The 21,052-nt window shown below is 67.3% G+C and carries 21 protein-coding genes and 1 pseudogene; 11 read left to right on the forward strand and 11 right to left on the reverse strand.

Annotated elements, in window-relative coordinates:
• The first annotated feature begins 154 nt into the window (after positions 1-154).
• From ctaD to AC5Y4F_RS09895, 8 genes are all read left to right on the forward strand, one after another.
• Positions 155-1,915, forward strand: a complete 1,761-nt coding sequence (gene ctaD / locus AC5Y4F_RS09860; RefSeq protein WP_231986411.1) for an aa3-type cytochrome oxidase subunit I — start codon at positions 155-157, stop codon at positions 1,913-1,915.
• A gap of 15 nt (positions 1,916-1,930) precedes the next feature.
• Positions 1,931-3,169 carry a phosphoserine phosphatase SerB gene (gene serB, locus AC5Y4F_RS09865; protein ID WP_499996311.1) on the forward strand — a complete coding sequence of 413 codons (1,239 nt, stop codon included), beginning with the start codon at positions 1,931-1,933 and terminating at the stop codon, positions 3,167-3,169.
• A gap of 100 nt (positions 3,170-3,269) precedes the next feature.
• On the forward strand, positions 3,270-4,112 hold the full coding sequence (locus AC5Y4F_RS09870) for an ABC transporter ATP-binding protein (RefSeq protein WP_067937037.1): 843 nt from the start codon (positions 3,270-3,272) through the stop codon (positions 4,110-4,112).
• Positions 4,109-4,927, forward strand: a complete 819-nt coding sequence (locus tag AC5Y4F_RS09875; RefSeq protein WP_067937035.1) for an NUDIX hydrolase — start codon at positions 4,109-4,111, stop codon at positions 4,925-4,927. Before AC5Y4F_RS09870 ends, AC5Y4F_RS09875 begins: the two co-directional genes overlap by 4 nt.
• A complete protein-coding gene (locus AC5Y4F_RS09880) occupies positions 4,924-5,688 on the forward strand; it encodes an enoyl-CoA hydratase (protein ID WP_499996457.1) in 765 nt (254 codons plus the stop codon). Before AC5Y4F_RS09875 ends, AC5Y4F_RS09880 begins: the two co-directional genes overlap by 4 nt.
• 10 nt (positions 5,689-5,698) lie before the next feature.
• On the forward strand, positions 5,699-6,670 hold the full coding sequence (locus tag AC5Y4F_RS09885) for a class I SAM-dependent methyltransferase (RefSeq protein ID WP_499996313.1): 972 nt from the start codon (positions 5,699-5,701) through the stop codon (positions 6,668-6,670).
• Positions 6,628-7,860, forward strand: coding sequence for a THUMP-like domain-containing protein (locus AC5Y4F_RS09890; protein WP_499996459.1), 1,233 nt, complete (start codon positions 6,628-6,630; stop codon positions 7,858-7,860). Before AC5Y4F_RS09885 ends, AC5Y4F_RS09890 begins: the two co-directional genes overlap by 43 nt.
• Positions 7,861-7,929: 69 nt before the next feature.
• Complete coding sequence (locus AC5Y4F_RS09895) at positions 7,930-8,613, forward strand: esterase (protein WP_499996316.1); 684 nt, start codon at positions 7,930-7,932, stop codon at positions 8,611-8,613.
• 114 nt (positions 8,614-8,727) lie between these two features.
• Here AC5Y4F_RS09895 and AC5Y4F_RS09900 read toward each other — a convergent pair whose 3' ends face one another.
• Both AC5Y4F_RS09900 and AC5Y4F_RS09905 read right to left on the reverse strand, forming a co-directional pair.
• A complete protein-coding gene (locus AC5Y4F_RS09900) occupies positions 8,728-9,114 on the reverse strand; it encodes a hypothetical protein (protein WP_369829721.1) in 387 nt (128 codons plus the stop codon).
• Positions 9,115-9,138: 24 nt separating this feature from the next.
• Entirely contained in the window at positions 9,139-10,389 is a 1,251-nt protein-coding gene (locus AC5Y4F_RS09905) for an outer membrane protein assembly factor BamB family protein (RefSeq protein WP_197520620.1), read from the reverse strand.
• 209 nt (positions 10,390-10,598) lie between these two features.
• On the opposite strand from AC5Y4F_RS09905, the gene AC5Y4F_RS09910 reads away from it, so the two are divergent.
• The gene (locus tag AC5Y4F_RS09910; RefSeq protein WP_067937013.1) at positions 10,599-11,336 is read left to right on the forward strand and encodes an acetyltransferase; all 738 of its coding nucleotides are present in this window, start codon (positions 10,599-10,601) and stop codon (positions 11,334-11,336) included.
• Here AC5Y4F_RS09910 and AC5Y4F_RS09915 read toward each other — a convergent pair.
• From AC5Y4F_RS09915 to AC5Y4F_RS09930, 4 genes are all read right to left on the reverse strand, one after another.
• Positions 11,333-11,884, reverse strand: a complete 552-nt coding sequence (locus AC5Y4F_RS09915; protein WP_499996319.1) for an anti-apoptotic protein — start codon at positions 11,882-11,884, stop codon at positions 11,333-11,335. The two genes, AC5Y4F_RS09910 and AC5Y4F_RS09915, sit on opposite strands and share 4 nt — an antisense overlap.
• 256 nt (positions 11,885-12,140) lie before the next feature.
• Positions 12,141-13,469, reverse strand: coding sequence for a cryptochrome/photolyase family protein (locus tag AC5Y4F_RS09920; RefSeq protein ID WP_499996321.1), 1,329 nt, complete (start codon positions 13,467-13,469; stop codon positions 12,141-12,143).
• 3 nt (positions 13,470-13,472) lie between these two features.
• Positions 13,473-13,952, reverse strand: coding sequence for a TspO/MBR family protein (locus AC5Y4F_RS09925; protein ID WP_499996324.1), 480 nt, complete (start codon positions 13,950-13,952; stop codon positions 13,473-13,475).
• The gene (locus AC5Y4F_RS09930; RefSeq protein WP_499996461.1) at positions 13,949-16,051 is read right to left on the reverse strand and encodes an MMPL family transporter; all 2,103 of its coding nucleotides are present in this window, start codon (positions 16,049-16,051) and stop codon (positions 13,949-13,951) included. The genes AC5Y4F_RS09925 and AC5Y4F_RS09930 overlap by 4 nt, the downstream gene beginning before the upstream one ends.
• Positions 16,052-16,199: 148 nt before the next feature.
• On the opposite strand from AC5Y4F_RS09930, the gene fni reads away from it, so the two are divergent.
• Positions 16,200-17,246, forward strand: a complete 1,047-nt coding sequence (gene fni / locus AC5Y4F_RS09935) for a type 2 isopentenyl-diphosphate Delta-isomerase (RefSeq protein ID WP_067936993.1) — start codon at positions 16,200-16,202, stop codon at positions 17,244-17,246.
• Positions 17,247-17,257: 11 nt separating this feature from the next.
• Entirely contained in the window at positions 17,258-18,508 is a 1,251-nt protein-coding gene (locus tag AC5Y4F_RS09940; protein ID WP_499996326.1) for a glycosyltransferase, read from the forward strand.
• On the opposite strand, the gene AC5Y4F_RS09945 is transcribed toward AC5Y4F_RS09940, so the two are convergent.
• The 5 genes and pseudogenes from AC5Y4F_RS09945 to AC5Y4F_RS09965 all read right to left on the reverse strand — a co-directional run bounded on the left by AC5Y4F_RS09945 (position 18,505) and on the right by AC5Y4F_RS09965 (position 21,018).
• A complete protein-coding gene (locus AC5Y4F_RS09945) occupies positions 18,505-19,077 on the reverse strand; it encodes a MarR family winged helix-turn-helix transcriptional regulator (RefSeq protein WP_067936988.1) in 573 nt (190 codons plus the stop codon). The two genes, AC5Y4F_RS09940 and AC5Y4F_RS09945, sit on opposite strands and share 4 nt — an antisense overlap.
• Positions 19,078-19,284: 207 nt before the next feature.
• Entirely contained in the window at positions 19,285-19,617 is a 333-nt protein-coding gene (locus AC5Y4F_RS09950) for a DUF3140 domain-containing protein (RefSeq protein WP_067936985.1), read from the reverse strand.
• Positions 19,618-19,648: 31 nt separating this feature from the next.
• Complete coding sequence (locus tag AC5Y4F_RS09955) at positions 19,649-19,864, reverse strand: hypervirulence associated TUDOR domain-containing protein (protein ID WP_067936983.1); 216 nt, start codon at positions 19,862-19,864, stop codon at positions 19,649-19,651.
• Positions 19,861-20,225 (reverse strand): annotated as a pseudogene (locus AC5Y4F_RS09960) (hypothetical protein). The gene AC5Y4F_RS09955 and the pseudogene AC5Y4F_RS09960 overlap by 4 nt, the downstream one beginning before the upstream one ends.
• Positions 20,226-20,628: 403 nt before the next feature.
• Positions 20,629-21,018, reverse strand: a complete 390-nt coding sequence (locus AC5Y4F_RS09965) for a DUF2784 domain-containing protein (RefSeq protein ID WP_499996328.1) — start codon at positions 21,016-21,018, stop codon at positions 20,629-20,631.
• Between the last annotated feature and the right edge of the window lie 34 nt (positions 21,019-21,052).

A 21,052-nucleotide genomic window follows, 5' to 3' on the forward strand; every position in this document is an offset into this window, starting at 1 on the left:
AGCGTGACGGCTCCGCGCCGACGGACACGCCGCATCGGCGAGCCATTTACGACAGTTTGTAGGACCAGCCCTGACGGCACCATAATCGACGGCTAAGATTCGTCTCAATACCGATTTTTGGGCCAGTGTCCGATCTGGATGTTTGGAGAAGCTGTTGACAGCCGAAGCGCCCCCCTTGGGTGAACTCGAGGCCGTTCGTCCGTACCCGGACCGCATGGGCCCCAAAGGGAACCTCGTCTACAAACTGATCACCACCACCGATCACAAGATGATCGGCATCATGTACACGGTCACCTGCTTCGCCTTCTTCTTCATAGGCGGGCTGATGGCGTTGCTGATGCGCACCGAGCTCGCCGCTCCCGGGCTGCAGTTCCTGTCGAACGAACAGTTCAACCAGCTGTTCACCATGCACGGCACGATCATGCTGCTGCTGTATGCCACCCCGGTGGTGTTCGGATTCGCCAACCTGGTGCTGCCGTTGCAGATCGGCGCGCCAGACGTGGCCTTCCCCCGACTGAACGCCTTCTCCTTCTGGCTGTTCCTGTTCGGCGGGTTGATCGCGGCCTCCGGTTTCATTGTGCCGGGCGGGGCCGCCGATTTCGGCTGGACCGCATACACGCCCCTGTCTGATGCCGTGCACTCACCCGGCGCCGGGGGCGACCTCTGGATCACCGGCCTGATCGTCGCGGGTCTGGGCACCATCCTGGGTGCGGTCAACATGATCACCACTGTGGTGTGCATGCGTGCGCCCGGGATGACGATGTTCCGGATGCCGATCTTCACCTGGAACATCCTGGTCACCTCGATCCTGATTCTGATCGCGTTCCCGATCCTGACAGCGGCGCTGTTCGGGCTGGCCGCCGATCGACATCTAGGTGCCCATGTCTACGACGCGGCCAATGGCGGAGTCTTGTTGTGGCAACACCTGTTCTGGTTCTTCGGTCACCCCGAGGTGTACATCATCGCGCTACCGTTCTTCGGCATCGTGACCGAGATCTTCCCGGTGTTCTCGCGCAAGCCGGTCTTCGGTTACACCACCCTGGTCTACGCGACCCTGTCGATCGCCGCCCTGTCGGTCGCGGTGTGGGCGCACCACATGTTCGCCACGGGAGCCGTTCTGCTGCCGTTCTTCTCGTTCATGACCTATCTGATCGCGGTGCCGACCGGGATCAAGTTCTTCAACTGGATCGGCACGATGTGGAAGGGGCAGTTGACCTTTGAGACGCCGATGCTGTTCTGCATCGGCTTCCTCCTCACCTTCCTGCTGGGTGGTCTGACCGGCGTGCTGCTGGCCAGCCCGCCGCTGGACTTCCACGTGACAGACAGCTATTTCGTGGTCGCGCACTTCCACTACGTGCTGTTCGGCACCATCGTGTTCGCCACGTTCGCAGGGGTGTACTTCTGGTTCCCGAAGATGACGGGCCGGCTGCTCGACGAGCGATTGGGCAAGCTCCACTTCTGGCTGACCTTCATCGGGTTCCACACCACCTTCCTGGTGCAGCACTGGCTGGGCGATCTCGGCATGCCGCGTCGCTATGCCGACTACCTGCCCAGCGACGGCTTCCAGCCCTACAACGTCGCCTCCACGGTGGGCGCCTTCATCCTGGGCGCGTCGATGTTCCCGTTCGTCTGGAACGTCTTCAAGAGCTGGCGTTACGGCGAGGTCGTCACGGTCGACGACCCGTGGGGCTATGGCAACTCTCTGGAGTGGGCGACCAGCTGCCCGCCGCCGCGGCACAACTTCACCGAGCTGCCCCGGATCCGTTCGGAGCGCCCGGCATTCGAATTGCACTACCCACACATGGTGGAGCGGCTTCGCGCTGAGGCGCACGTGGGCCGCCACGCCACGGCTCTCGAGTCGCCCAAGGGCTTCGGTCCGCGAACCGAACCCGATCGCTCGACTGCTGAGCAGTAGCGACAGCTGTCGGGAGTGAACGCGCCACCGAAAGTGTCGGTGTTGATCACCGTCACCGGCGTGGATCAACCAGGCGTGACAGCGAACCTGTTGGAGGCGCTGTCGCGGCACGGAGTCGAGTTGCTCAACGTCGAGCAGGTGGTGATCCGGCGCCGTCTGACACTGGGCGTGCTGGTGTGCTGCCCGGCCGAAGTCGCCGATAGCGCGCAGTTGCGCGATGACGTCGAATCGGCCATCCGCGAGTTGGACCTCGATGTCAGCATCGAGCGCAGCGACGACGTGACCATCATGCGCGAGCCCTCGACGCACACCATTTACGTGCTGGGCCGGCCCATTACCGCCAGCGCGTTCGGCGCGGTGGCCCGTGAGGTCGCAGAGCTGGGCGTCAACATCGACCTGATCCGCGGTGTTTCGGACTATCCGGTGATCGGTCTGGAGCTGCGGGTCTCGGTGCCGCCGGGCGCGGACGGGGCGCTGCGGACCGCCCTGAACCGGGTGTCCAGCGAGGAACAGGTCGACGTGGCGGTCGAGGCCTACAGCCTGGAACGACGCGCCAAGCGGCTCATCGTGTTTGACGTCGACTCGACGCTGGTGCAGGGCGAGGTCATCGAGATGCTGGCGGCCCGGGCGGGCGCCGAGGGCAAGGTCGCCGCGATCACCGACGCCGCGATGCGCGGCGAGCTGGACTTTGCGCAGTCGCTCGAGCAGCGGGTGGCGACGCTGGCGGGTCTGCCCGCCAGCGTGGTCGACGAGGTCGCCGATGCTTTGGAACTGATGCCCGGCGCCCGCACCACCATACGGACCTTGCGGCGCCTGGGTTTTGCCTGCGGCCTGGTGTCCGGGGGGTTCCGCCGGATCATCGAGCCGCTGGCCGAGGAGCTGATGATCGATTATGTCGCGGCCAACGAACTGGAGATCATCGACGGCACACTCACCGGCCGGGTGATCGGGCCGATCGTCGACCGGGCCGGAAAAGCCTCGGCGCTAAGGGAATTCGCCAGCCAGGTTGGGGTGCCGATGGCGCAGACCGTCGCGGTGGGCGACGGCGCCAACGACATCGACATGCTGGCCGCGGCCGGACTGGGGATCGCGTTCAACGCCAAACCCGCGCTGCGCGAGGTCGCCGATGCGTCACTGAGCCATCCTTATCTGGACACGGTGCTGCTCCTGCTGGGTGTGACCCGTGGCGAAATCGAGGCCGCCGACGCGGTCGACGGCGAGGTTCGCCGGGTGGAGATCCCGCCCAACCCGTAGCGACCGCAGCCGCGGTGCTGCCCGGGCTGGCGGGCGCGCCACGCAGTGAGGCGCACGACCCGGCAGGCATTCGAGCGTCGGGGTACGGCACGATGGTCGGGTGTCCGAAAACGGAAGCGAGTCAGCCGACCCCGATCTGCTGCTCGACTTCAGGCAGGTGTCGCTGCGGCGCGGCGGAAACGTCTTGGTCGGCCCGCTGGATTGGGCGGTAGAACTCGACGAACGCTGGGTGATCGTGGGGCCCAACGGAGCAGGCAAAACCTCGCTGCTGCGGATCGCCGCGGCGGCCGAACACCCTTCGTCCGGCACGGCTTTCGTGCTCGGCGAGCGGCTGGGCCGGGTCGACGTGACCGAGTTGCGGTCGCGGATCGGCCTCAGCTCCTCGGCGTTGGCGCAGCGAATACCCACCGACGAAGTGGTTCGCGATCTCGTCGTCTCGGCCGGCTACGCGGTGCTGGGCAGATGGCGGGAGCGCTACGAGGACGTCGACTACCGGCGGGCGATCGACATGCTGGAGAGCCTTGGCGCCGAGCACCTCGCGGATCGCACCTACGGAACGCTGTCGGAAGGCGAGCGCAAGCGCGTGCTGATCGCCCGCGCACTGATGACCGACCCCGAACTGTTGCTCCTCGACGAGCCCGCCGCCGGCCTGGATTTGGGCGGCCGCGAGGAGTTGGTCGCGCGGCTGGCCGACCTGGCCGCCGACCCCGAGGCGCCCGCCCTGGTGCTGGTCACCCACCACGTCGAGGAGATCCCGCCCGGGTTCAGTCACTGCATGTTGCTTTCGGAAGCCGAAGTGGTCGCGGCGGGATTACTGACCGACGTGCTGACCTCCGAGAACCTGTCCACCGCGTTCGGCCAAGCGATCGCGCTCGACGTCGTCGACGGTCGCTACTTCGCGCGGCGAGTGCGTACCCGCGCAGCCCACCGGAGGCCGTTATGACGCCACCCGACGAAGCCCCGCTGATCGCACGGCCGGCCGCCACGGTGATGCTGGTCCGCGATGACCCGGCGGGCATCGCGGTCTTCCTGATGCGCAGACACGCCAAGATGGAGTTCGCCGCGGGGACGATGGTGTTCCCCGGCGGCGGTGTCGACGACCGCGACCGCAACGCCGACATCGCCTGGTCCGGCCCGCCGCCAGCGTGGTGGGCCCAGCGCTTCGGCATCGAACCCGACCTGGCGGAGGCGCTGGTCTGCGCCGCAGCCCGCGAGACGTTCGAGGAGTCTGGAGTGCTGTTCGCCGGGCCGGCCGGCGACCCGGACGGCATCGTCGACGACGCTTCGATCTATGGCGATGCCCGGCAGGCGCTGGCCGACGGGACGTTGTCTTTCGCGGACTTCCTGCGCCGGGAGAACCTGGAGTTGCGCTCGGATCTGTTGCGGCCGTGGGCCAATTGGGTGACGCCGGAGGCCGAGCGCACCCGGCGTTACGACACCTATTTCTTCGTGGGTGCATTGCCGCAGGGCCAGCGTGCCGACGGGGAGAACACCGAATCCGACCGGGCGGGCTGGACGACGCCGGAGGCGGCCATCGACGACTTCTCCGCCGGCCGCAGCTTCTTGCTGCCCCCGACCTGGACGCAGCTGGACTCGCTGGCCGGGCGGACCGTCGCCGAGGTGCTGTCCGTCGAACGCCAGATCCTGCCCGTGCAGCCGCACCTGGAGATCCAGGGCGACAACTGGGTCTTCGAGTTCTTCGATTCCGACCGCTACCACCGGGCGCGGGAGGCGGGCGGCCTGGGATGGCGGCATTGAGAGAGTTCGTCAGCGTGGTGGTCAGTGACGGCTCGCGGGACGCCGGGCTGGCCATGTTGTTGCTGTCGCGCCCGCCGACGAACGCGATGACCCGCCAGGTCTATCGGGAGGTCATCGCGGCCGCCGACGAATTGGGCCGGCGCGACGACGTCGCCTCGGTGATCCTGTTCGGCGGCCACGAGATCTTCTCCGCGGGTGACGACATCCCCGAGCTGCGGACGCTGCGGGGCTCCGAGGCCGAGAGCGCGGCAAGGGTCCGCCAGGAAGCCGTCGACGCCGTGGCGGCGATCCCCAAACCGACCGTCGCCGCGATCACCGGATACGCGTTGGGAGCCGGGCTCACGCTGGCCCTGGCGGCCGACTGGCGGGTCAGCGGCGACAACGTGAAGTTCGGCGCGACCGAAATCCTGGCCGGCCTGGTGCCCGGCGGCGACGCGATGGCGCGCCTGACGCGGGTGGCCGGCGCCAGTAAGGCCAAGGAGCTGGTTTTCAGCGGCCGCTTCTTCGACGCGGAAGAAGCCTCGGCGCTGGGCCTCGTCGACGAAGTGGTGGCGCCCGACGACGTGTACGACGCCGCCGCCGGGTGGGCACGCCGTTTTCTCGAGGGTCCCCGGCAGGCGCTGGCGGCCGCCAAAGCCGGGATCAACGACGTTTTCGATGTGGAACTTCCCGAGCGGCTCGCCGCCGAACGCCGGCGCTATGTCGAGGTGTTCACTGCTGGTCAGGGCGGCGGCGATAGGGCGGATCCCGACGGCCGTTAGGCTGCCCTGCATGACCAGTTCGACCGGCGCCGTTCCGACGCCCCACGCCACCGCCGAGCAGGTGGAAGCCGCCCGGCACGACAGCAAGCTGGCCCAGGTGCTCTACCACGACTGGGAAGCCGAGACTTACGACGACAAGTGGTCGATCTCTTATGATCAGCGCTGCATCGACTACGCCCGGGGGCGCTTCGACGCCATCGTGCCCGACGAGGTGGTGCGTGAGCTGCCCTACAATCGGGCCCTCGAATTAGGCTGTGGCACAGGGTTTTTCCTGCTCAACCTGATTCAGTCCGGGGTCGCCCGGCGCGGATCGGTGACCGACCTGTCGCCGGGCATGGTCAAGGTCGCGACCCGCAACGGGCAGTCGCTGGGCCTCGACATCGACGGCCGGGTCGCCGACGCCGAGGGCATCCCGTACGAGGACAACGCCTTCGACTTGGTCGTCGGCCACGCCGTGCTGCACCACATTCCCGACGTGGAGCTTTCGCTGCGCGAGGTGATCCGGGTGCTGCGCCCCGGCGGCCGCTTCGTCTTCGCCGGCGAGCCGACCAGCGCGGGCGACGTCTACGCCCGCGAGCTGTCGACCCTGACCTGGCGCATCGCCACCAACGTCACCAAGCTGCCCGGCCTGGGTGCCTGGCGGCGCCCGCAGGCCGAACTCGACGAATCCTCTCGGGCTGCCGCGCTGGAGGCGATCGTCGACCTGCACACCTTCACTCCGGGTGACCTGGAGCGGATGGCCGCCGACGCCGGCGCCACCGAAGTGCGGACCGTCAGCGAAGAGTTCACCGCCGCGATGTTCGGCTGGCCGGTGCGCACCTTCGAGGCGTCGGTGCCGCCCGGACGCCTGGGCTGGGGCTGGGCCAAATTCGCCTTCAACGGCTGGAAGGCGCTGAGTTGGGTGGACGCCAACGTGTGGCGGCGCGTGGTCCCGAAAGGCTGGTTCTACAACGTGATGGTGACCGGGGTCAAACCCTCCTGAGCGTAGGCCTGCGCTTCAGCCCGAACGACGTCGGCTACCTGCGGTCGCACGCGGGTACCGCGGCGCTTGCGGCGATCGCCGACCTCGAACTGACCGACGCCACCCGGATCGGAGACGTCGCCGCGGCGCGCACCCAATTCGGCGACCGGGCCGCGGTCCTGGTGGAGACGGTCTTGTTGCGCCGCCGCGCCGCGGACAAGCTGGGCGAGCTGGGAGTGTCGGATTGGTTGTTCACCGACGAGGCGTTGCAGCAGGCCACCGCGGCGCCGGTGGCCCTGTACCGGGCCAGACGGCTGGCCGGCGGCGGCAGCGGCGTCGTGCACGACGCGACCTGTTCGATCGGCACCGAACTCGCCGCGCTGAGGGCCTGCGGGATTGCCGCGGTGGGCAGCGATATCGATCCGGTGCGGCTGTCGATGGCGCGGCACAACGTGGGGGAGTCGGCCTGGATTTGCCGCGCCGACGCGGTGCGCCCGGTCACCCGCGATGCGGTGCTCGTCGTCGATCCGGCCCGGCGTGTCGAGGGTCGACGGCGGCTGCGCAGCGACGACTACCAACCCGGCCTGGGCGCGCTGCTAGCCGCCTACAGTGACCGCGACTTCGTCGTAAAGTGTTCTCCCGGAATCGATTTCGATCAGACGCGACGATTGGGATTCGACGGGGAGATCGAGGTGACGTCATATCGCGGCTCAGTCCGGGAAGCCTGCCTCTGGTCGGCTGGACTGGCGCAGCCCGATGTGCGTCGGCGGGCGAGCCTGCTGGATCGCGGCGAGCAGCTCACCGACAACGACCCCGACGACTGCCCGGTGCGGTCGGTCGGGCGGTGGATCGTCGACCCGGACGGCGCCGTGGTGCGGGCCGGACTGGTGCGCCATTACGGCGCGCGGCATGGACTGTGGCAGCTCGATGCCGACATCGCCTACCTGTCCGGCGATCGACTGCCGGCGGCGGATCGCGGGTTCGAGGTGCTCGAGCAGCTGGTCTTCGACGAACGCCGGCTGCGCCGGGCCCTGTCGGCGCTGGACTGCGGGTCGCTGGAGGTCCTGGTGCGCGGGGTCCGGGTCGACCCCGACGCGTTGCGCAAACGGATGCGGCTGCGCGGGAGCCGGTCGTTGTCGGTGGTCATCGCCCGCATTGGCGCACGGAGCTCCAGCCGGGCGATGGCGTTCGTTTGCCAACCCTCCCGATAGCGCCGGTACGCTGGCGGCGTCACTGCTGAGGGTCACCGACCCGGGCTAGTCTGCGAGGACACTTCCACGATGCGTTATCTGATAGCCGCTGCGCTGCTCGCGGCGGCGGCCTTGGTGGGCTGGCCGGCCGCGGCCGAGCCGCCGTCGTGTGCCGGCCTGGGCGGCATCGTCGAGGCCGGCCAGATGTGCCGTCTGCGCGCAACCGGCCCCAACTACATGCTCAACATGAGCTTTCCGGCCGACTATCCCGACGGGCAGGCGCTGGCCGACTACATCACCCAGAACCGGGACGGCTTCGTCGCCGTCGCGCAGAGTTCCGGGGGGCGCGACCAGCCCTACCAGTTGGAGGCCACCACGGAGCAACACTTCGCCGGGCAGCCGCCACACAACACCCGCAGCGTCGTGCTCAAGTTCTTCCAGGACGTCGGGGGAGCGCACTCGTCGATCTGGTACAAGGCGTTCAACTACAACCTCGGGACCAGGCAGCCCATCACCTTCGACACTCTGTTCCTGCCCGGCGCGACGCCGCTGGACGCCATCTACCCGATCGTGCAGCGCGACCTGGAGCGCCAAACCCCCTTGGGCGCCGCGGTTTTGCCGTCGACGGGACATGACCCGACGCACTATCAGAACTTCGCCATCACCGACGATCAGCTGATCTTCTACTTCGCTCCGGGCGAGATGCTGCCCGCGCTCGGCGGGCCATTGCAGGCCCAGGTGCCGCGCAACGCCATCCCGCCGCTGGCGATCTAGTCTCGCCTGGTGGCGACCCGCTTCATCCGGCTGCGCCGCACTCGCGATCGCCACGGGTCCTGATGGTGGCGACCCGCTTCATCCGGCTGCGCCGCACTCGCGATCGCCACGGGCTCAGGCCGGTCCGGCCTGCAACTCCATCGCCACAGCGGCGAGCGCCAGCGCGACCTGCGCGACGCAACCGATCAGCGGGATGACGAAGGCCCGTCGTTTCTGCCGCACCAGGAAGTACACGGCGACCACGATGTCGACGACCAGCAGGGCTGCGCCGCCCCAGGTGCCCAGGTCCATGGCGCGGTTGATCCAGGCGGGGTCGCCGCATTTTCGGTACCCACAGGGGTCGGTGGTCATCACGAGCAGACCAAGCAGCACAAAGCTCGCCAGGTACAGCCCGCCATGGATGACCAGCAGGACCGACGTCGCCACGATGTCGGCGGCGCTGGTCCGCGGGTTTGCTGTGGTGTTGGTTGTCACGGCGCCCGGCGCCGCGGTCTCGTCGATGGGCACCACAGGGGTATGTCCGGGTCAGGCCGGCGCGAAACCGTAAACCTGGCCGTCGCTGGTGGCCGCCACCACCCGGCGATCGGTGCCAATTGACACCCCGACCGGATATCCGGTGGCCGCTGGCATCGGATAGCTGTCCAGCGTGCGACCACTGCCCGGATCGAAGACCAGCAACGACATGCCTGGGGCGCCGTTTGCCGGGGGCCCGCTGGCCACCGTGTAGCCGACGCCGGTACCGGCCAGGCTCGACGTCGACAGAGGCAGGACGTCGTCGCGGCGCCACGCTTGGTCGGCGTGATCGCCGGCATCCTTGAACGCCACCAGTTTCGTGTCGGGGCCGCCGCCGGCCACGATCAACCCCTGGGGGGTGACCGAGGGCGGCGTTTGCGCCAGGAACCCCAGCGGCGCCGACCATTTCACTTTCGCGTCGGCCGCCCGCAGCGCCCACAGTCGTTGGTCGCGGCCGTTGACATAGACGGTCGATCCGTCGGCTGACAGGACCGGGCTGGCGATGACACCGGCGCCCACGGCGTCGCTGCTCCATTCGCGGGTCAGCAGCGGCGTCTGTCCGGGGTGGTACTTGAGCCCCACTAGACCCGCAGCGGGAGCCCCGGGCTGCCAGACGCCGAGCACCACCATCCCGTTAGCGGTCGAGAAGGCGGGGGCGGCGGCGACGGGACAGCCCTGCCGGGCCGGCGTGCAATCAGCCAACCCGCGTGCGGCGTCGGTGGGGTCGACGCCGTCGACCAGGTCGAGTGGGCTGCCGGCCACCTGGCCGCGATGGGAGTCGAAGACCAGTACCTGCCCAAGGTGTGTGGCCACCAGGAGCTGGCCCTGCCCGACGAACCGCGGGGTGGTGGGCATGCCGATGACCGGCTGGCGCCACCGCGTCCACTGCGTTATCGGGAAAGACAGGAGCGCTCCGGGCTGGCCGACGTAGAGATTGTCGAAACCGTCGAGCAGCGGGCCGCCGAAGCCGCCGCCCTGGACCAGACGCACGCACCAGCGCTGCCGCCCGTTGTCGTTGTTCTCCCACTCCATCAGCGAGCATCCCGCCGAGGTCTGGGCGTTGAGGACCAGATAACCGCGCGCGCTCAGCGCCGGCCCGGCGGCCAGGCTTCCCTTTACCGATCGGGTCCACTCCAGCGAGAGCTTGGTGGCCCCGCTGGTCGTGGTGTAGCTGCTGTTGGTGGCGTCGGCGTACGGTGCCGGCCAGCCCTGCGCGGCCGACGCCTCCACCCATGAGTCGGTGTTACCGCAGGCGCCGAGCATGACCGCGAGCGCGGGAGCCAGCACTACCGATGACCAACGCCGGAGCCCATTGACGAGTTGTCGGGCAAGCACCTTCGGTTTTCCAAATCCTTATTGGGAGGGCGGGTCGCGCGCGGGCAGACCCCGCCGTGCGGCGGCAATCGAGTACAGGTGAGGGTAACCCGTGGCGGTTGGCCGGCTGGCATACGACCGCGTTAGGCTGTCCGGCCATGACGAGCATGTGGGGTGCCCCGGTCCATCGCCGCTGGCGTGGATCGAACCTCCGCGACCCGCGCCAGGCCAAGTTCCTCACGCTGGCCTCGCTGAAATGGGTGCTGCGCAACCGCGCGTATACGCCGTGGTACCTGGTGCGCTATTGGCGGCTGCTGAAGTTCAAACTGGCCAACCCGCACATCATCACTCGCGGCATGGTGTTTCTCGGCAAAGGCGTGGAGATCCATGCGACGCCCGAACTCTCGCAGCTCGAGATCGGCCGGTGGGTGCACATCGGCGACAAGAACACCATTCGCGCGCATGAGGGCTCGCTGCGGTTCGGCGACAAGGTGGTGCTGGGTCGCGACAACGTCATCAACGCCTACCTCGACATCGAACTCGGTGATTCGGTGTTGATGGCCGACTGGTGCTACGTCTGCGATTTCGATCACCGCATGGACGACATCAACATGCCGATCAAGGACCAGGGCATCATCAAGTCCCCGGTCCGGATTGGCCCGGACACCTGGGTGGGCGTGAAGGTCTCGGTGCTGCGTGGCACGTCCATCGGACGGGGGTGCGTGCTGGGATCTCATGCGGTGGTGCGCGGGGTGATCCCGGACTACTCCATCGCGGTCGGCGCACCGGCCAAGGTGGTCAAGAACCGCCAGCTCGCCTGGGAGAGTTCGGCCGCGCAACGCGCCGAACTTGCCGCGGCGCTGGCCGACATCGAACGCAAAAAGGCCGCCCGCTAACCGGCGGCCTGCGGCTGTTCGTCCACCTTGAAGTGGAAGTTGACGTCGCCGGCGTCGACGTCCGTCACGGTCACCAGCACGCCGTACTTGTCCGCGCCGTCCGTGAGCTGACATCGTAACGTCGCGCCCGCAACGCCTTTCAAATTGTCGGGGCAGGTCACCGAATCCGGTCTTCTGCCCACCTGTTGGCCCACCTGGGTGCTGATCGCGTTCGCGACCTGGTTCTTGTCGACGGTCTCGACCATGTCGAACTTGACATCGTTGCCATCGACACTGGTCACCGTGACATTGACGTTGAAGGGCCGGTCTTTGACCTTCATGTCGCAGTTGATCTGTGCCCCGACTTTCCCGGGCAGATCGGTCGGGCAGTTCACCCACTCGGGCTTGTTGCCGGCCGCATCCGTCATTTTGGCGGTGATCTGGCCGGCGACATCCTTGTTGCTCACCGAGCGTGAGGACCCAACCGAACACGAACAGGCGTCGACGCCCGCGATGAGACTGGCCGCCACGCCCGAAATCAGCAGCGTCCGAGTGGTGAAGTTGGTCATTGTCGCCTCCCGAGTGACGGTGAATTGGCTGATCCTGTCACGGTCAATCGGCTTGGTGACGACGATTCAGCAAACGTCTGGCGGCCGGTATGACCGTTGCTGTATCAAGGGCCATCAAAGGTCACTCAGGCCACATCAGTAACGTCTGCGCACTATAACCCGCTTCTCGAATCCGCTAGCGCGGGAGCTAGCGACTCCGAAAAGGCGCCCGTCAGTTCGCGGAGCCGACGCCGACGGGCAGGATGGCGAATCGCGGTCAGATGCTCTGGTAGCGCCGCAGCGCCTCGGCGCGCTCAGCGGCGTGGTCGACGATGGCCTCCGGGTAACCGTCCGGCCGCTCGCCTTTGCGCAGGTGCGCGTCGTCGGCTGAGCGCAGTTCCGGTACCCAGCGCCGGATGTAGTCGCCCGAGGGGTCGAACTTCTCGCCCTGCGTGGTCGGGTTGAACACCCGGAAGTAGGGCGCGGCGTCGGTACCGCAGCCCGCACACCACTGCCAGCCGTGCTGGTTGTTCGCCATGTCGCCGTCCACCAGCTGGTCCAGGAACCATCCGGCGCCCCATTGCCATGGCAGATGAAGATCCTTGACCAAAAACGAGGCCGCGATCATCCGCACCCGGTTGTGCATGAAGCCGGTGTCGCGCAGTTGGCGCATCCCAGCGTCGACGAAGGGAAAACCGGTCTCGCCTGCTTTCCACGCCTCGAAACGGCGGTTGGCCTCGTCGCCGGTGTCGGTCTGGATGCCATCGAAATCACCGTTCCAGTTGCGCCAGCTGGAGGCCGGCCAATGGTGCAGCACGTCGGCGTAGAAGTCGCGAAAGGCCAACTCCCGCAGAAAGGCTTGCGCCCCCCGGCCGTGCAGGTCCAGATCGGCGACCAGGGTGCGGGGATGGACGGCGCCGAACTTCAAGTGCGCCGACATGCGGCTGGTCGAATTCAGATCGGGCCTGTTGCGCTCCTTCGCGTAGCTCTGTAATCCGTTGTCGACGAAGGACTTCCACTGTTTGCGCGCCGCAGCTTCGCCGGCGGCCACCTCGAGCGCAGCGCCCGGATCGGGGATCGGGTGCTGCGCGACCCGCAGCTGCGCCGGATCCAGCCAGCGTGCGGCGGTCGCGTCCGACTTCGTCGGCTCGCGCCAGCCAATCGTTTGCCACTGACGCTGAAACGGGGTGAACACTTTGTAGGGCGAGCCGTCCGGCTTGGTGACGCGGCCGGGCGAGACCAGATACGGCGACCCCGTCGCCACCAGCGGCACCGGGCCCAGCGCCGCGCGAACCCGCTCGTCACGACGCTTCCCGAACGGTGCGAAGTCGTCGGAGATGTGCACCGAGGCTGCGCCGATCTCCGTGGCGATACGCGGAATCTGCGTGTGGGGCTGTCCTCGGGTGACCAGCAGCCGGCCGTCAAGGTCGTCGCGAAGCCGCCGGAGTGCGTCGCCAAGGTATTGCAGGCGGCGTTGCCCCGACGACTTTTCCAGGCGCGGGTCGAGCACGAAGCAGGCGAGCACCTCATCGTTCTCGGCCGCGGCAATGAGCGCCGGATGGTCACGCAACCGGAGATCGCGGCGAAACCACAACAGTGCCGGCATGATCTAGCGGTTGAGTCGCCAGATGTGCGCGGACAGGATGGTCGCGAAGCCACACCACAGCGGATAGGGCGACAATGCCAGCGCGCCGAGGGGTGTGGCCTGGGCGGTGCGCCTCACCAGATCCGCGCTGCTGGCGGTCAGTGCCGCGGCGCCGACCGCGGAAGCGCCGAGTTTGTGATAACCGAAGAACAACCAACTCCATCCGGCGTTGAGGATCAGGTTGATCGCCAGCGCCACGGTGTAGTTGCGTGCCTCGTCATGCTGCCCGGTCGCGCGGAACCGATCGATAGTTACCGCCGACGTGGCCGCGATGTCACTGTAGAGCGTGGTCCACACGGTGGGGAAGGCCGCACGAGTCGGCTGGTATGAGGGTTTGCGAAGCCGCGCGTACCACGGGGAAACGGTGTTTCGGCTGGCGACGCTTCCGGTTCCGGCGGCCGCGGCGACGGCCAGGCTGGTCGCTGCCAGTATCGACCTGTTCACGGTGTACTCCGTTCTGGTTGTTTGCGGTCAGTTTGTCGCTCAACGGGTTTCGCGCGGGTAGGGCTGGTCGGCCACCAGATCCGGTCGCCGATGAGGGCGAACAGGGCCGGGATGACCAGTGTGCGTACCACGAACGTGTCGAGCAAGATGCCCAGGCCTACGATGATCCCCAATTGGGTAAGGACGATCAGGGGCAATACCCCGAGAACGCAGAAAACAGCGGCCAAAACGATTCCTGCGCTGGTGATTACGCCGCCGGTGGCCGAGACCGCACGCACCATCCCGGCGCGGGCGCCGAACTGAGCGGATTCCTCGCGGGCCCGGGTGACCAAGAAGATCGTGTAATCCACGCCGAGCGCCGCCAGGAACAGGAAGGCGAACAGCGGGGTGGTGTTGTCCAGTGCCGGGAAACCGAAGATGTGCAGGCTCGCCCAGCCGCCCATGCCCAGCGCGGCCAGCGCACCCAGAATGGTTGCGGCCAGCAGTGTCGGTGGCGCGAGTGCCGACCGCAGCAGCGCGTACAGGACGATGAGGATGACGGCCAGGATCGCCGGGATCAGCAGCGCCCGGTCATGCGTGGCCGCGTCACGAGTGTCAAGGGCCTGTGCGTCGGCCCCGCCCACCAGTGCGCGGGGCTCGGCGGCCCGCGTCGAATCTCGCAGCGCGGCAACGATGCTGAATGCCCGCTTTGACGACGGCGGCGCGTCGATCACCACCGACCACTTCGTCAGTCCGGATCCCGATCGGCCCGATTCGGTCACCGAGACGACGCCGGGGGTGGACGTGATTGCCCGCCGCACCGGTGCGGCACGGTCGCTGGGGCTGACGACGAGTGTCGGGTTGGCCAGTCCGGCCGGGAAATGTTCGGCCACAACGTTGTAACCGGTCACCGAATCCGCGCGTATCCGGAACTGCTCGGTCTGCGACAAGCCGATCCGAGTGCCCAACAGCCCGGTCCCGAGAGCCGCCAACACTGCGATCGCGACCGCCGCGACCAGTGCGGGACGCCCGCCTACCCATTCCGCGACTCGATGCCAGCCACCGGAATCCAGGGTTTCGTCGTCGCCGGCGTGCGGGATGAACGGCCAAAACAGTCGCCTGCCGCACGCGGCCAGCAGCGCGGGCAGTATCACCAGCACCGAGATCGCGGCAACCAGCAGGCCGCATGCCGCCAACGCGCCCAGGCTGCGGGTGCTCGGAGTGGACGCGAACAGCAGGGTCAGCAGCGCCAGCACCACGGTGGCGTTGCTGGCGACGATGGCCGGCCCCGCCCGGCGCACGGCCCGGCGCAACGCCACGCGATGCGCGGAATGGTGCCGAAGTTCTTGGCGATATCGAGAAATCAGCAGCAGTGCGTAATTGGTCCCGGCACCGAAAACCAGCACGCTGGTGATCCCGGATGTGGCGCCGTCGAAGTTCAACCCGGTCAGCGACGCCACCGCCGTGCCGACGGCCGCGGCCACGCGATCGGCGAAGCCGACCACGAGCAGCGGGATCAGCCACAGCACCGGGGAGCGGTAGGTGGCGATGAGCAGGAGCGCCACCACCGCCGTCGTCACGGCGAGCAAGGTGATGTTTGCGCCTGTGAAGGCGCTGGCGATGTCGGCGCCGAATGCCGGACCGCCCGTCACGTGAGCCTGCAGGTCGGCGGGCAGACCATCGGCCGCGGCCGTGCGCAGCGCGGCCACGGCGTCGGCTAGGGCAAGCCCGGACATGTCGGCGCTGATCGGCACGACACCGAAAGCAGCTTTTGCGTCCGAGGAAGTCCTCAGAGGCGCCGTCGGCGCGATCGCTTGGGCTTGCGCCTCCTGCATCCGAGTGCGTGCGGCCTCGGCGGCGGCGACATCGGAGGGGCTGAGAACCCCACCGTCGGTGCGGCTGACCACAATGATCAGCGGGGGTTTGTCGCCCCCCGGAAACTGCTTGGCCAGGGAGTCGACCTGCGCCGATTGAGCATCGAGTGGAAGGGATCGCGGGGACTGGCCTGCGGCGGCGTTGCCGCCGATGAGAGCCATGGATGCGACACCGAGCAGGGCCGTGACCAGCGCGAGCAGCCATGAACGCCGGCCCGTCACAGCGGCGGCCACGGAATCCCACATCACCAATAAAACCCTTTCATTTTGTTAAATATTAACCGATTGAAATGATGCGTCGCTGCGTGGCAGTGCCGGCGGTGGGTAACAGGGGGCACTATGGACATTATGAACGCGGGGCTGCAGCGGTGGCGGATGCGAGGGGGGACCTGCGATGGCTGCTGACGGTGGGGAGATGAAGAGCCGCAAGCGGCGGCACATCGACGTCTGCCTGAACGAGCCGGTCGGCTATGCGGGCGTCACGAACGGGCTGGACCGCTACGAACTGCCCTACAACGCGCTGACCCAGACAAATCTGGGCGACATCGACTTGTCCACCAGCTTTTTCGGCGTCAATCTGCGGTCTCCGATTCTCATCGGTGCGATGACGGGGGGCGCCGAGCTGTCGCGGACCATCAACCGCAATCTGGCCGCGGCCGCCCAACAGCTGGGTCTGGGCATGATGCTGGGTTCGCAGCGGATCATGTTGGACAGTGCGTTGGGGGAGCGCGCCGCCGAGAGCTTCACGGTGCGCGATGTGGCCCCGGATGTCTTGCTGTTCGGCAACATCGGCCTGGCTCAACTGACCACAAGCGCGGTACCGGATCTGGCCAAGGCCCTCGACCGGGTGGGCGCCGATGCGCTTGCCGTGCATACAAATCCGCTGCAGGAGGCGATGCAGCACAACGGCGACACGGATTTCTCGGGGTCGCTGAGCCGGTTGCGCCGGACAGTCGAAACCCTTGACTTTCCGGTGCTGCTCAAGGAGGTCGGGCACGGGATCGGTGATGCGGCCGTCGCGGAACTCGTCGGGGCTGAAGGCGAATTGCCGGTCGCCGGAATCGATGTCGCCGGCGCCGGAGGCACGTCGTGGTCGCGGGTCGAACAATTCGTGCGATACGGCGAACTGCGCTATCCGCACCTGGCTGATTGGGGTATCCCTACGGCTCGCGCCATCGTGGAGGTGCGTGCAGTTCTGCCGGCGATTCCATTGGTGGCATCCGGTGGCATCCGTACCGGCATGGATGCGGCCAAGGCGATCGCGCTGGGCGCCGATGTGGTGGCGATGGCGCGGCCGCTGCTGTCCGCCGCCATCGAATCGACTGCCGCCGTGGTCGATTGGTTGCAGCCCTTCATCGACGAGCTTCGCATCTGCTTGCACGGCTGTGGGGCCGCCAAGTTGGCGGACTTGCGCGATGTCGACCTCATCCGCGTGGCCTAGGTACGCGCGACGTGGCTATCATCCTGGCGTACGGGTCGCCTGCCCTGGGGCATATGCTGCCGACTGGGGCGCTGCTGGCCGAGCTGGCCCGGCGCGGCCATGACGTTCATCTGCGCACCATGTCGGCCGGCGTGTCGACGATGCGATCGGCCGGCGTGCACGCCGAGCCGGTTGACCCGGGAATCGAAGCCATCGCCGGCAACGACTGGCAGGCACGAAACGCTATGGGAGTACTGAAGTTATCGATCGACGTGCTGTGCCGGCGGGCGGTGCTGGAGGTCGACGATTTCCGACGTGCGGTGGACGAGGTCCGGCCGGATGCGCTCATCGTGGATGCGAATTGCTGGGGGGCTTTGTCGGTCGCGGACGCCGGGAACATTCCGTGGCTGATTTTCTCGCCGTTCACCCCATACTTGCGCTCGAATGGGGTGCCACCTTTCGGTCCCGGTATGCGTCCGCTACCTGGCATCGCCGGCTACATTCGTGACGCCGGGGTCCGACCGGTCGTCAGGCATGTGTTCGACCGGCCGATGTTGCCCCGTATCAACGCTATTCGCGCCGAGCTGGGCCTGCCACCGGTGACATCGGTGGACGGCTTGTTACGACGGGTGCCATTGCTGTTAGCGGTCGGGGGTGAGCCGTTCGAATACCCGCATTCCGGCTGGGCTGGCCTCGTGCACCACATCGGTGCCTGCGTATTCGAGCCCACTCCGACGGCAACACCGGAGTGGATCGACGCCATCGATCGTCCGATGGTACTGGTGAACACCTCCTCGCTGCGGCAGGCCGACGAGGCCCTGGGACGAATCGCGTTGCGCGCGCTGGCCGACGAGGACGTTCACGTGGTGGCGACATTCCCGGCCGGCATACCCGCCGATCTGCCACGTACGGCGAACGCGACGGTACGCCGATTCATGCCGCACGCGGCCATACTCGGCAAGGCAAGCTGCGCCATCACCCATGGCGGGATGGGCACGACGCTGAAGGCACTCGATCGTGGCGTGCCGGTGTGTGCCGTGCCATTCGCACGCGACCAGGCCGAGGTCGCGCGGCGGGTGGAGGTTGCACGTTGCGGTACCCGCCTGCCGGCCAAAAGGCTCACGGAGGCGCGGCTGCGGGCAAAGGTGCGCCAGGCAATGACGATGGTCGACGGAGCGCGCCGGGTGGCCGCCGGACTCGCCGCAACGGGAGGCGTCGGCCGCGGTGCCGACCTGATCGAGCAGCGGCTACTGGGCCGCGTTGCCGGGCGGCCGGCGCACTAGCCGCCACGCTTCGCGGGACTGCGACGGCCTTTCGCCGCAGAGCGCTTCGGCTCGGCGGCTGACGCTGCGGGATTTGTTGCGGCGAGCCGCGATTCGAAGCGGGCCATTGCCTCGATCATCGACGTGAACACCCGATGCGCCGCGGCCAGGTCGCGATCGGGAAGATCGGCCAGCGCGGTGTGTAGTTCGGCGCTAAGCGGAGTGAAAAACGAGCGGGCCAGGGCCATCCCCTGTTTCTCGTAGCGCAGCAGGGTCTTGCGCCGGTCTTTGGGGTCGGGTTCGCGCCGGACGTGGCCGGCGTCGATCATTCGATCGACAAGATAGGTGATGGCGGCCGGTGACACGTCCATGCGCCGTCGCAGCTGTGCCGCGGTCAACGGTTCTCCGGCGGTTTCGGCAACCATGATGTGCAGCAAGGCGTGGAAGTCGCTGCCACTGACATCGTTCTGGCGGGCGAAGTGCCGGCCAATACGGTCGGATTGCGCAGTGATCGCGCGCATGTCGGCCGACATCGTTTTCTCGAGTTCGGCCCGGTCTAATCGCCGGTCAGCGGCGGCGCGCTTGGTCACTTACCCGCATCCTTCTTGCAAGATACGCCGGCCAGCGTATCGGCGACCGCTAATCGCGGCCGGCGAAGCGCCCCGGTGTTTCTCCTCTCGCCCATGTCGGGCAAACGCAGAGAGCAAACACGCGCGCAGCGTTCGCAGTGCGATCGGCGGCCCTCAGCCTACGGCATCCGCGGCGGGCGGCGGCTCGACCGCACCCAGCGGGCACTGTCAGGACTTCGTGGGGTCGTGGCCCCAGTTCATCAAGGAGTATCGCCACGGACTCTCGTCGACCTTGCCACGCGGACGTTGCGCCAGGTGGCGTTTGGCGTAGCCGACCACCTTTCGCATGTGTGCGTAGTCGGCATCGGTGAGGTCGGCGCGTTTGGCCTCGAGGATCTCGACGATGTGCCGGCCACTGGCGTGGCCGGTGGACTCGTCGCCGCCCTTCTTTTCGCCGACACTCTTCGATTCCTCGGTGTCGAGCCATTTATCCAGCTCGCCTGCGGTCATGTTGACGGTGTCCCGGAATTGTCGCCAGGCGGTTTCTCGGTCGTCTGTCATGGTAAGCCCCGCTCAATCCTGTTGAGGCGCATCACTTTGCGTGGCGCAGCGCATCTGGCTTGTGCACGGCATCCGCGCCCGTCTTGTCGCTGCGCACCTTGTATTGCGGGTCATCCTTGGAGGCCCGCACCGTGCGTCCGGCCGCTTCGGTGTCGGAGGTGATTTTGCCCTCCACGGTGCCCCGGACGGTGGTGCCGTGGCTTTGCCACTCTACTTTGTCTCCCTTGCTGAATTCCTTGTTGCTCATAGGGATTCACCTTTCGCCGATTCATCATTGGGGGACGCGGTGTGCGGCGGGTGGCCGGCGGTGCCCCGTCGCTTTTTCAAGCCCATCTCATGGACGTGACGGCGACCGTCGGTGAGCCGGGTTCGCACCAGCTGTTCGGTCTCTTTGAAACAGCGGTAGTAGCCGTCGTCGTACTCCTCGATGACCTGGAAGCTGCACCTGCCCGCAGGACGTTGCGCCCGATCAGCTCGCAACTGATGTGTTGCGCCAGATCGGCCTCGCCTATTTCGTTCAGTCGCGCCACCGCCTCGTCGAGTCGCAGACCGGCGCGACCGGTGAGCTGATGGAAGTAATACAGATGCCCGCGGGCGGGCCCGATCATTTCCAGCGCCTCGGTCACTCGTCCTGCGGCCTGCACAACGCCGTCGATGTCGGTGCCAGACCCATCGCTCAACACGTTCCTCCCCCGCACTGGCCTATGGCATTCCCGCCGCAGGGCGGCCCGAATCATCGAGATAGGGATTCGGTTACTCCTTGACCCAGCAGGTAAGCCTTCGGTAATAAGCGAGTGCCGTGGAGCACCATGTCGCGTTTGAACGGGTGCCCCTCGGGTATCTGGTCTGACGATGACCGTGATCGAGACTTCCCGGCGCCTGGGGCGGGCGGAGCGCAAGGCGTTGCGGTTGCAACGACGTTTGTGGCTAGCGCAGCTGGCCATGTGGCCCACCGTGGTCGTGCTGGCGCTCGTGCTCGTCGGTGGGGTGCTGTGGGTGGTGCGGCGCCGGTCAACTGACGGTCGGCATGCCGCGGCGCCCGCGGCCGACGCCCCTGCGGGCGAACAGACTCCATGAGACGGCGACGGCGGTGAACGCGAGCGCCTGCGCAGCGCCGACGCGGCCGGGCGGCACGAAATGTCCTGTCACATAACGGTCTATAAATCCGGACGTGGGCAGCGGATCCATTTCAGCGCGACGGCGCGCCCACGATTCCACTGACGTCAGTGGGCAGCGCAGCCTGAGCACCACGACTGCGACGCCCCAGGCCACCGCGGGCACGTGCAGGACGATGGACTTGGGCCAGCGCAGCGCGAGGAAACCTCCGCACGGCACGTACAGCAGGTAAGCCAGGTGAGCGCCGACGGTCACCGCGACGACAGCGACGTAGGGCTTGCGCACGGTTGGATTCTTCCACGCGTAGCGTCCGGTCCCG

The organism is Mycobacterium sp. NGS56 (assembly GCF_059812425.1).

Bases quoted from the DNA above. Each gene is read 5' to 3' on its own strand.
- AC5Y4F_RS09875 (WP_067937035.1), top strand. From the start codon at position 4,109: ATGACGCCACCCGACGAAGCCCCGCTGATCGCACGGCCGGCCGCCACG.
- AC5Y4F_RS09885 (WP_499996313.1), top strand. From the start codon at position 5,699: ATGACCAGTTCGACCGGCGCCGTTCCGACGCCCCACGCCACCGCCGAG.
- AC5Y4F_RS09895 (WP_499996316.1), top strand. From the start codon at position 7,930: ATGCGTTATCTGATAGCCGCTGCGCTGCTCGCGGCGGCGGCCTTGGTG.
- AC5Y4F_RS09905 (WP_197520620.1), bottom strand. From the start codon at position 10,389: ATGCTCGGCGCCTGCGGTAACACCGACTCATGGGTGGAGGCGTCGGCC.
- AC5Y4F_RS09910 (WP_067937013.1), top strand. From the start codon at position 10,599: ATGACGAGCATGTGGGGTGCCCCGGTCCATCGCCGCTGGCGTGGATCG.
- AC5Y4F_RS09915 (WP_499996319.1), bottom strand. From the start codon at position 11,884: ATGACCAACTTCACCACTCGGACGCTGCTGATTTCGGGCGTGGCGGCC.
- AC5Y4F_RS09920 (WP_499996321.1), bottom strand. From the start codon at position 13,469: ATGCCGGCACTGTTGTGGTTTCGCCGCGATCTCCGGTTGCGTGACCAT.
- AC5Y4F_RS09930 (WP_499996461.1), bottom strand. From the start codon at position 16,051: ATGTGGGATTCCGTGGCCGCCGCTGTGACGGGCCGGCGTTCATGGCTG.
- fni (WP_067936993.1), top strand. From the start codon at position 16,200: ATGGCTGCTGACGGTGGGGAGATGAAGAGCCGCAAGCGGCGGCACATC.
- AC5Y4F_RS09950 (WP_067936985.1), bottom strand. From the start codon at position 19,617: ATGACAGACGACCGAGAAACCGCCTGGCGACAATTCCGGGACACCGTC.
- AC5Y4F_RS09955 (WP_067936983.1), bottom strand. From the start codon at position 19,864: ATGAGCAACAAGGAATTCAGCAAGGGAGACAAAGTAGAGTGGCAAAGC.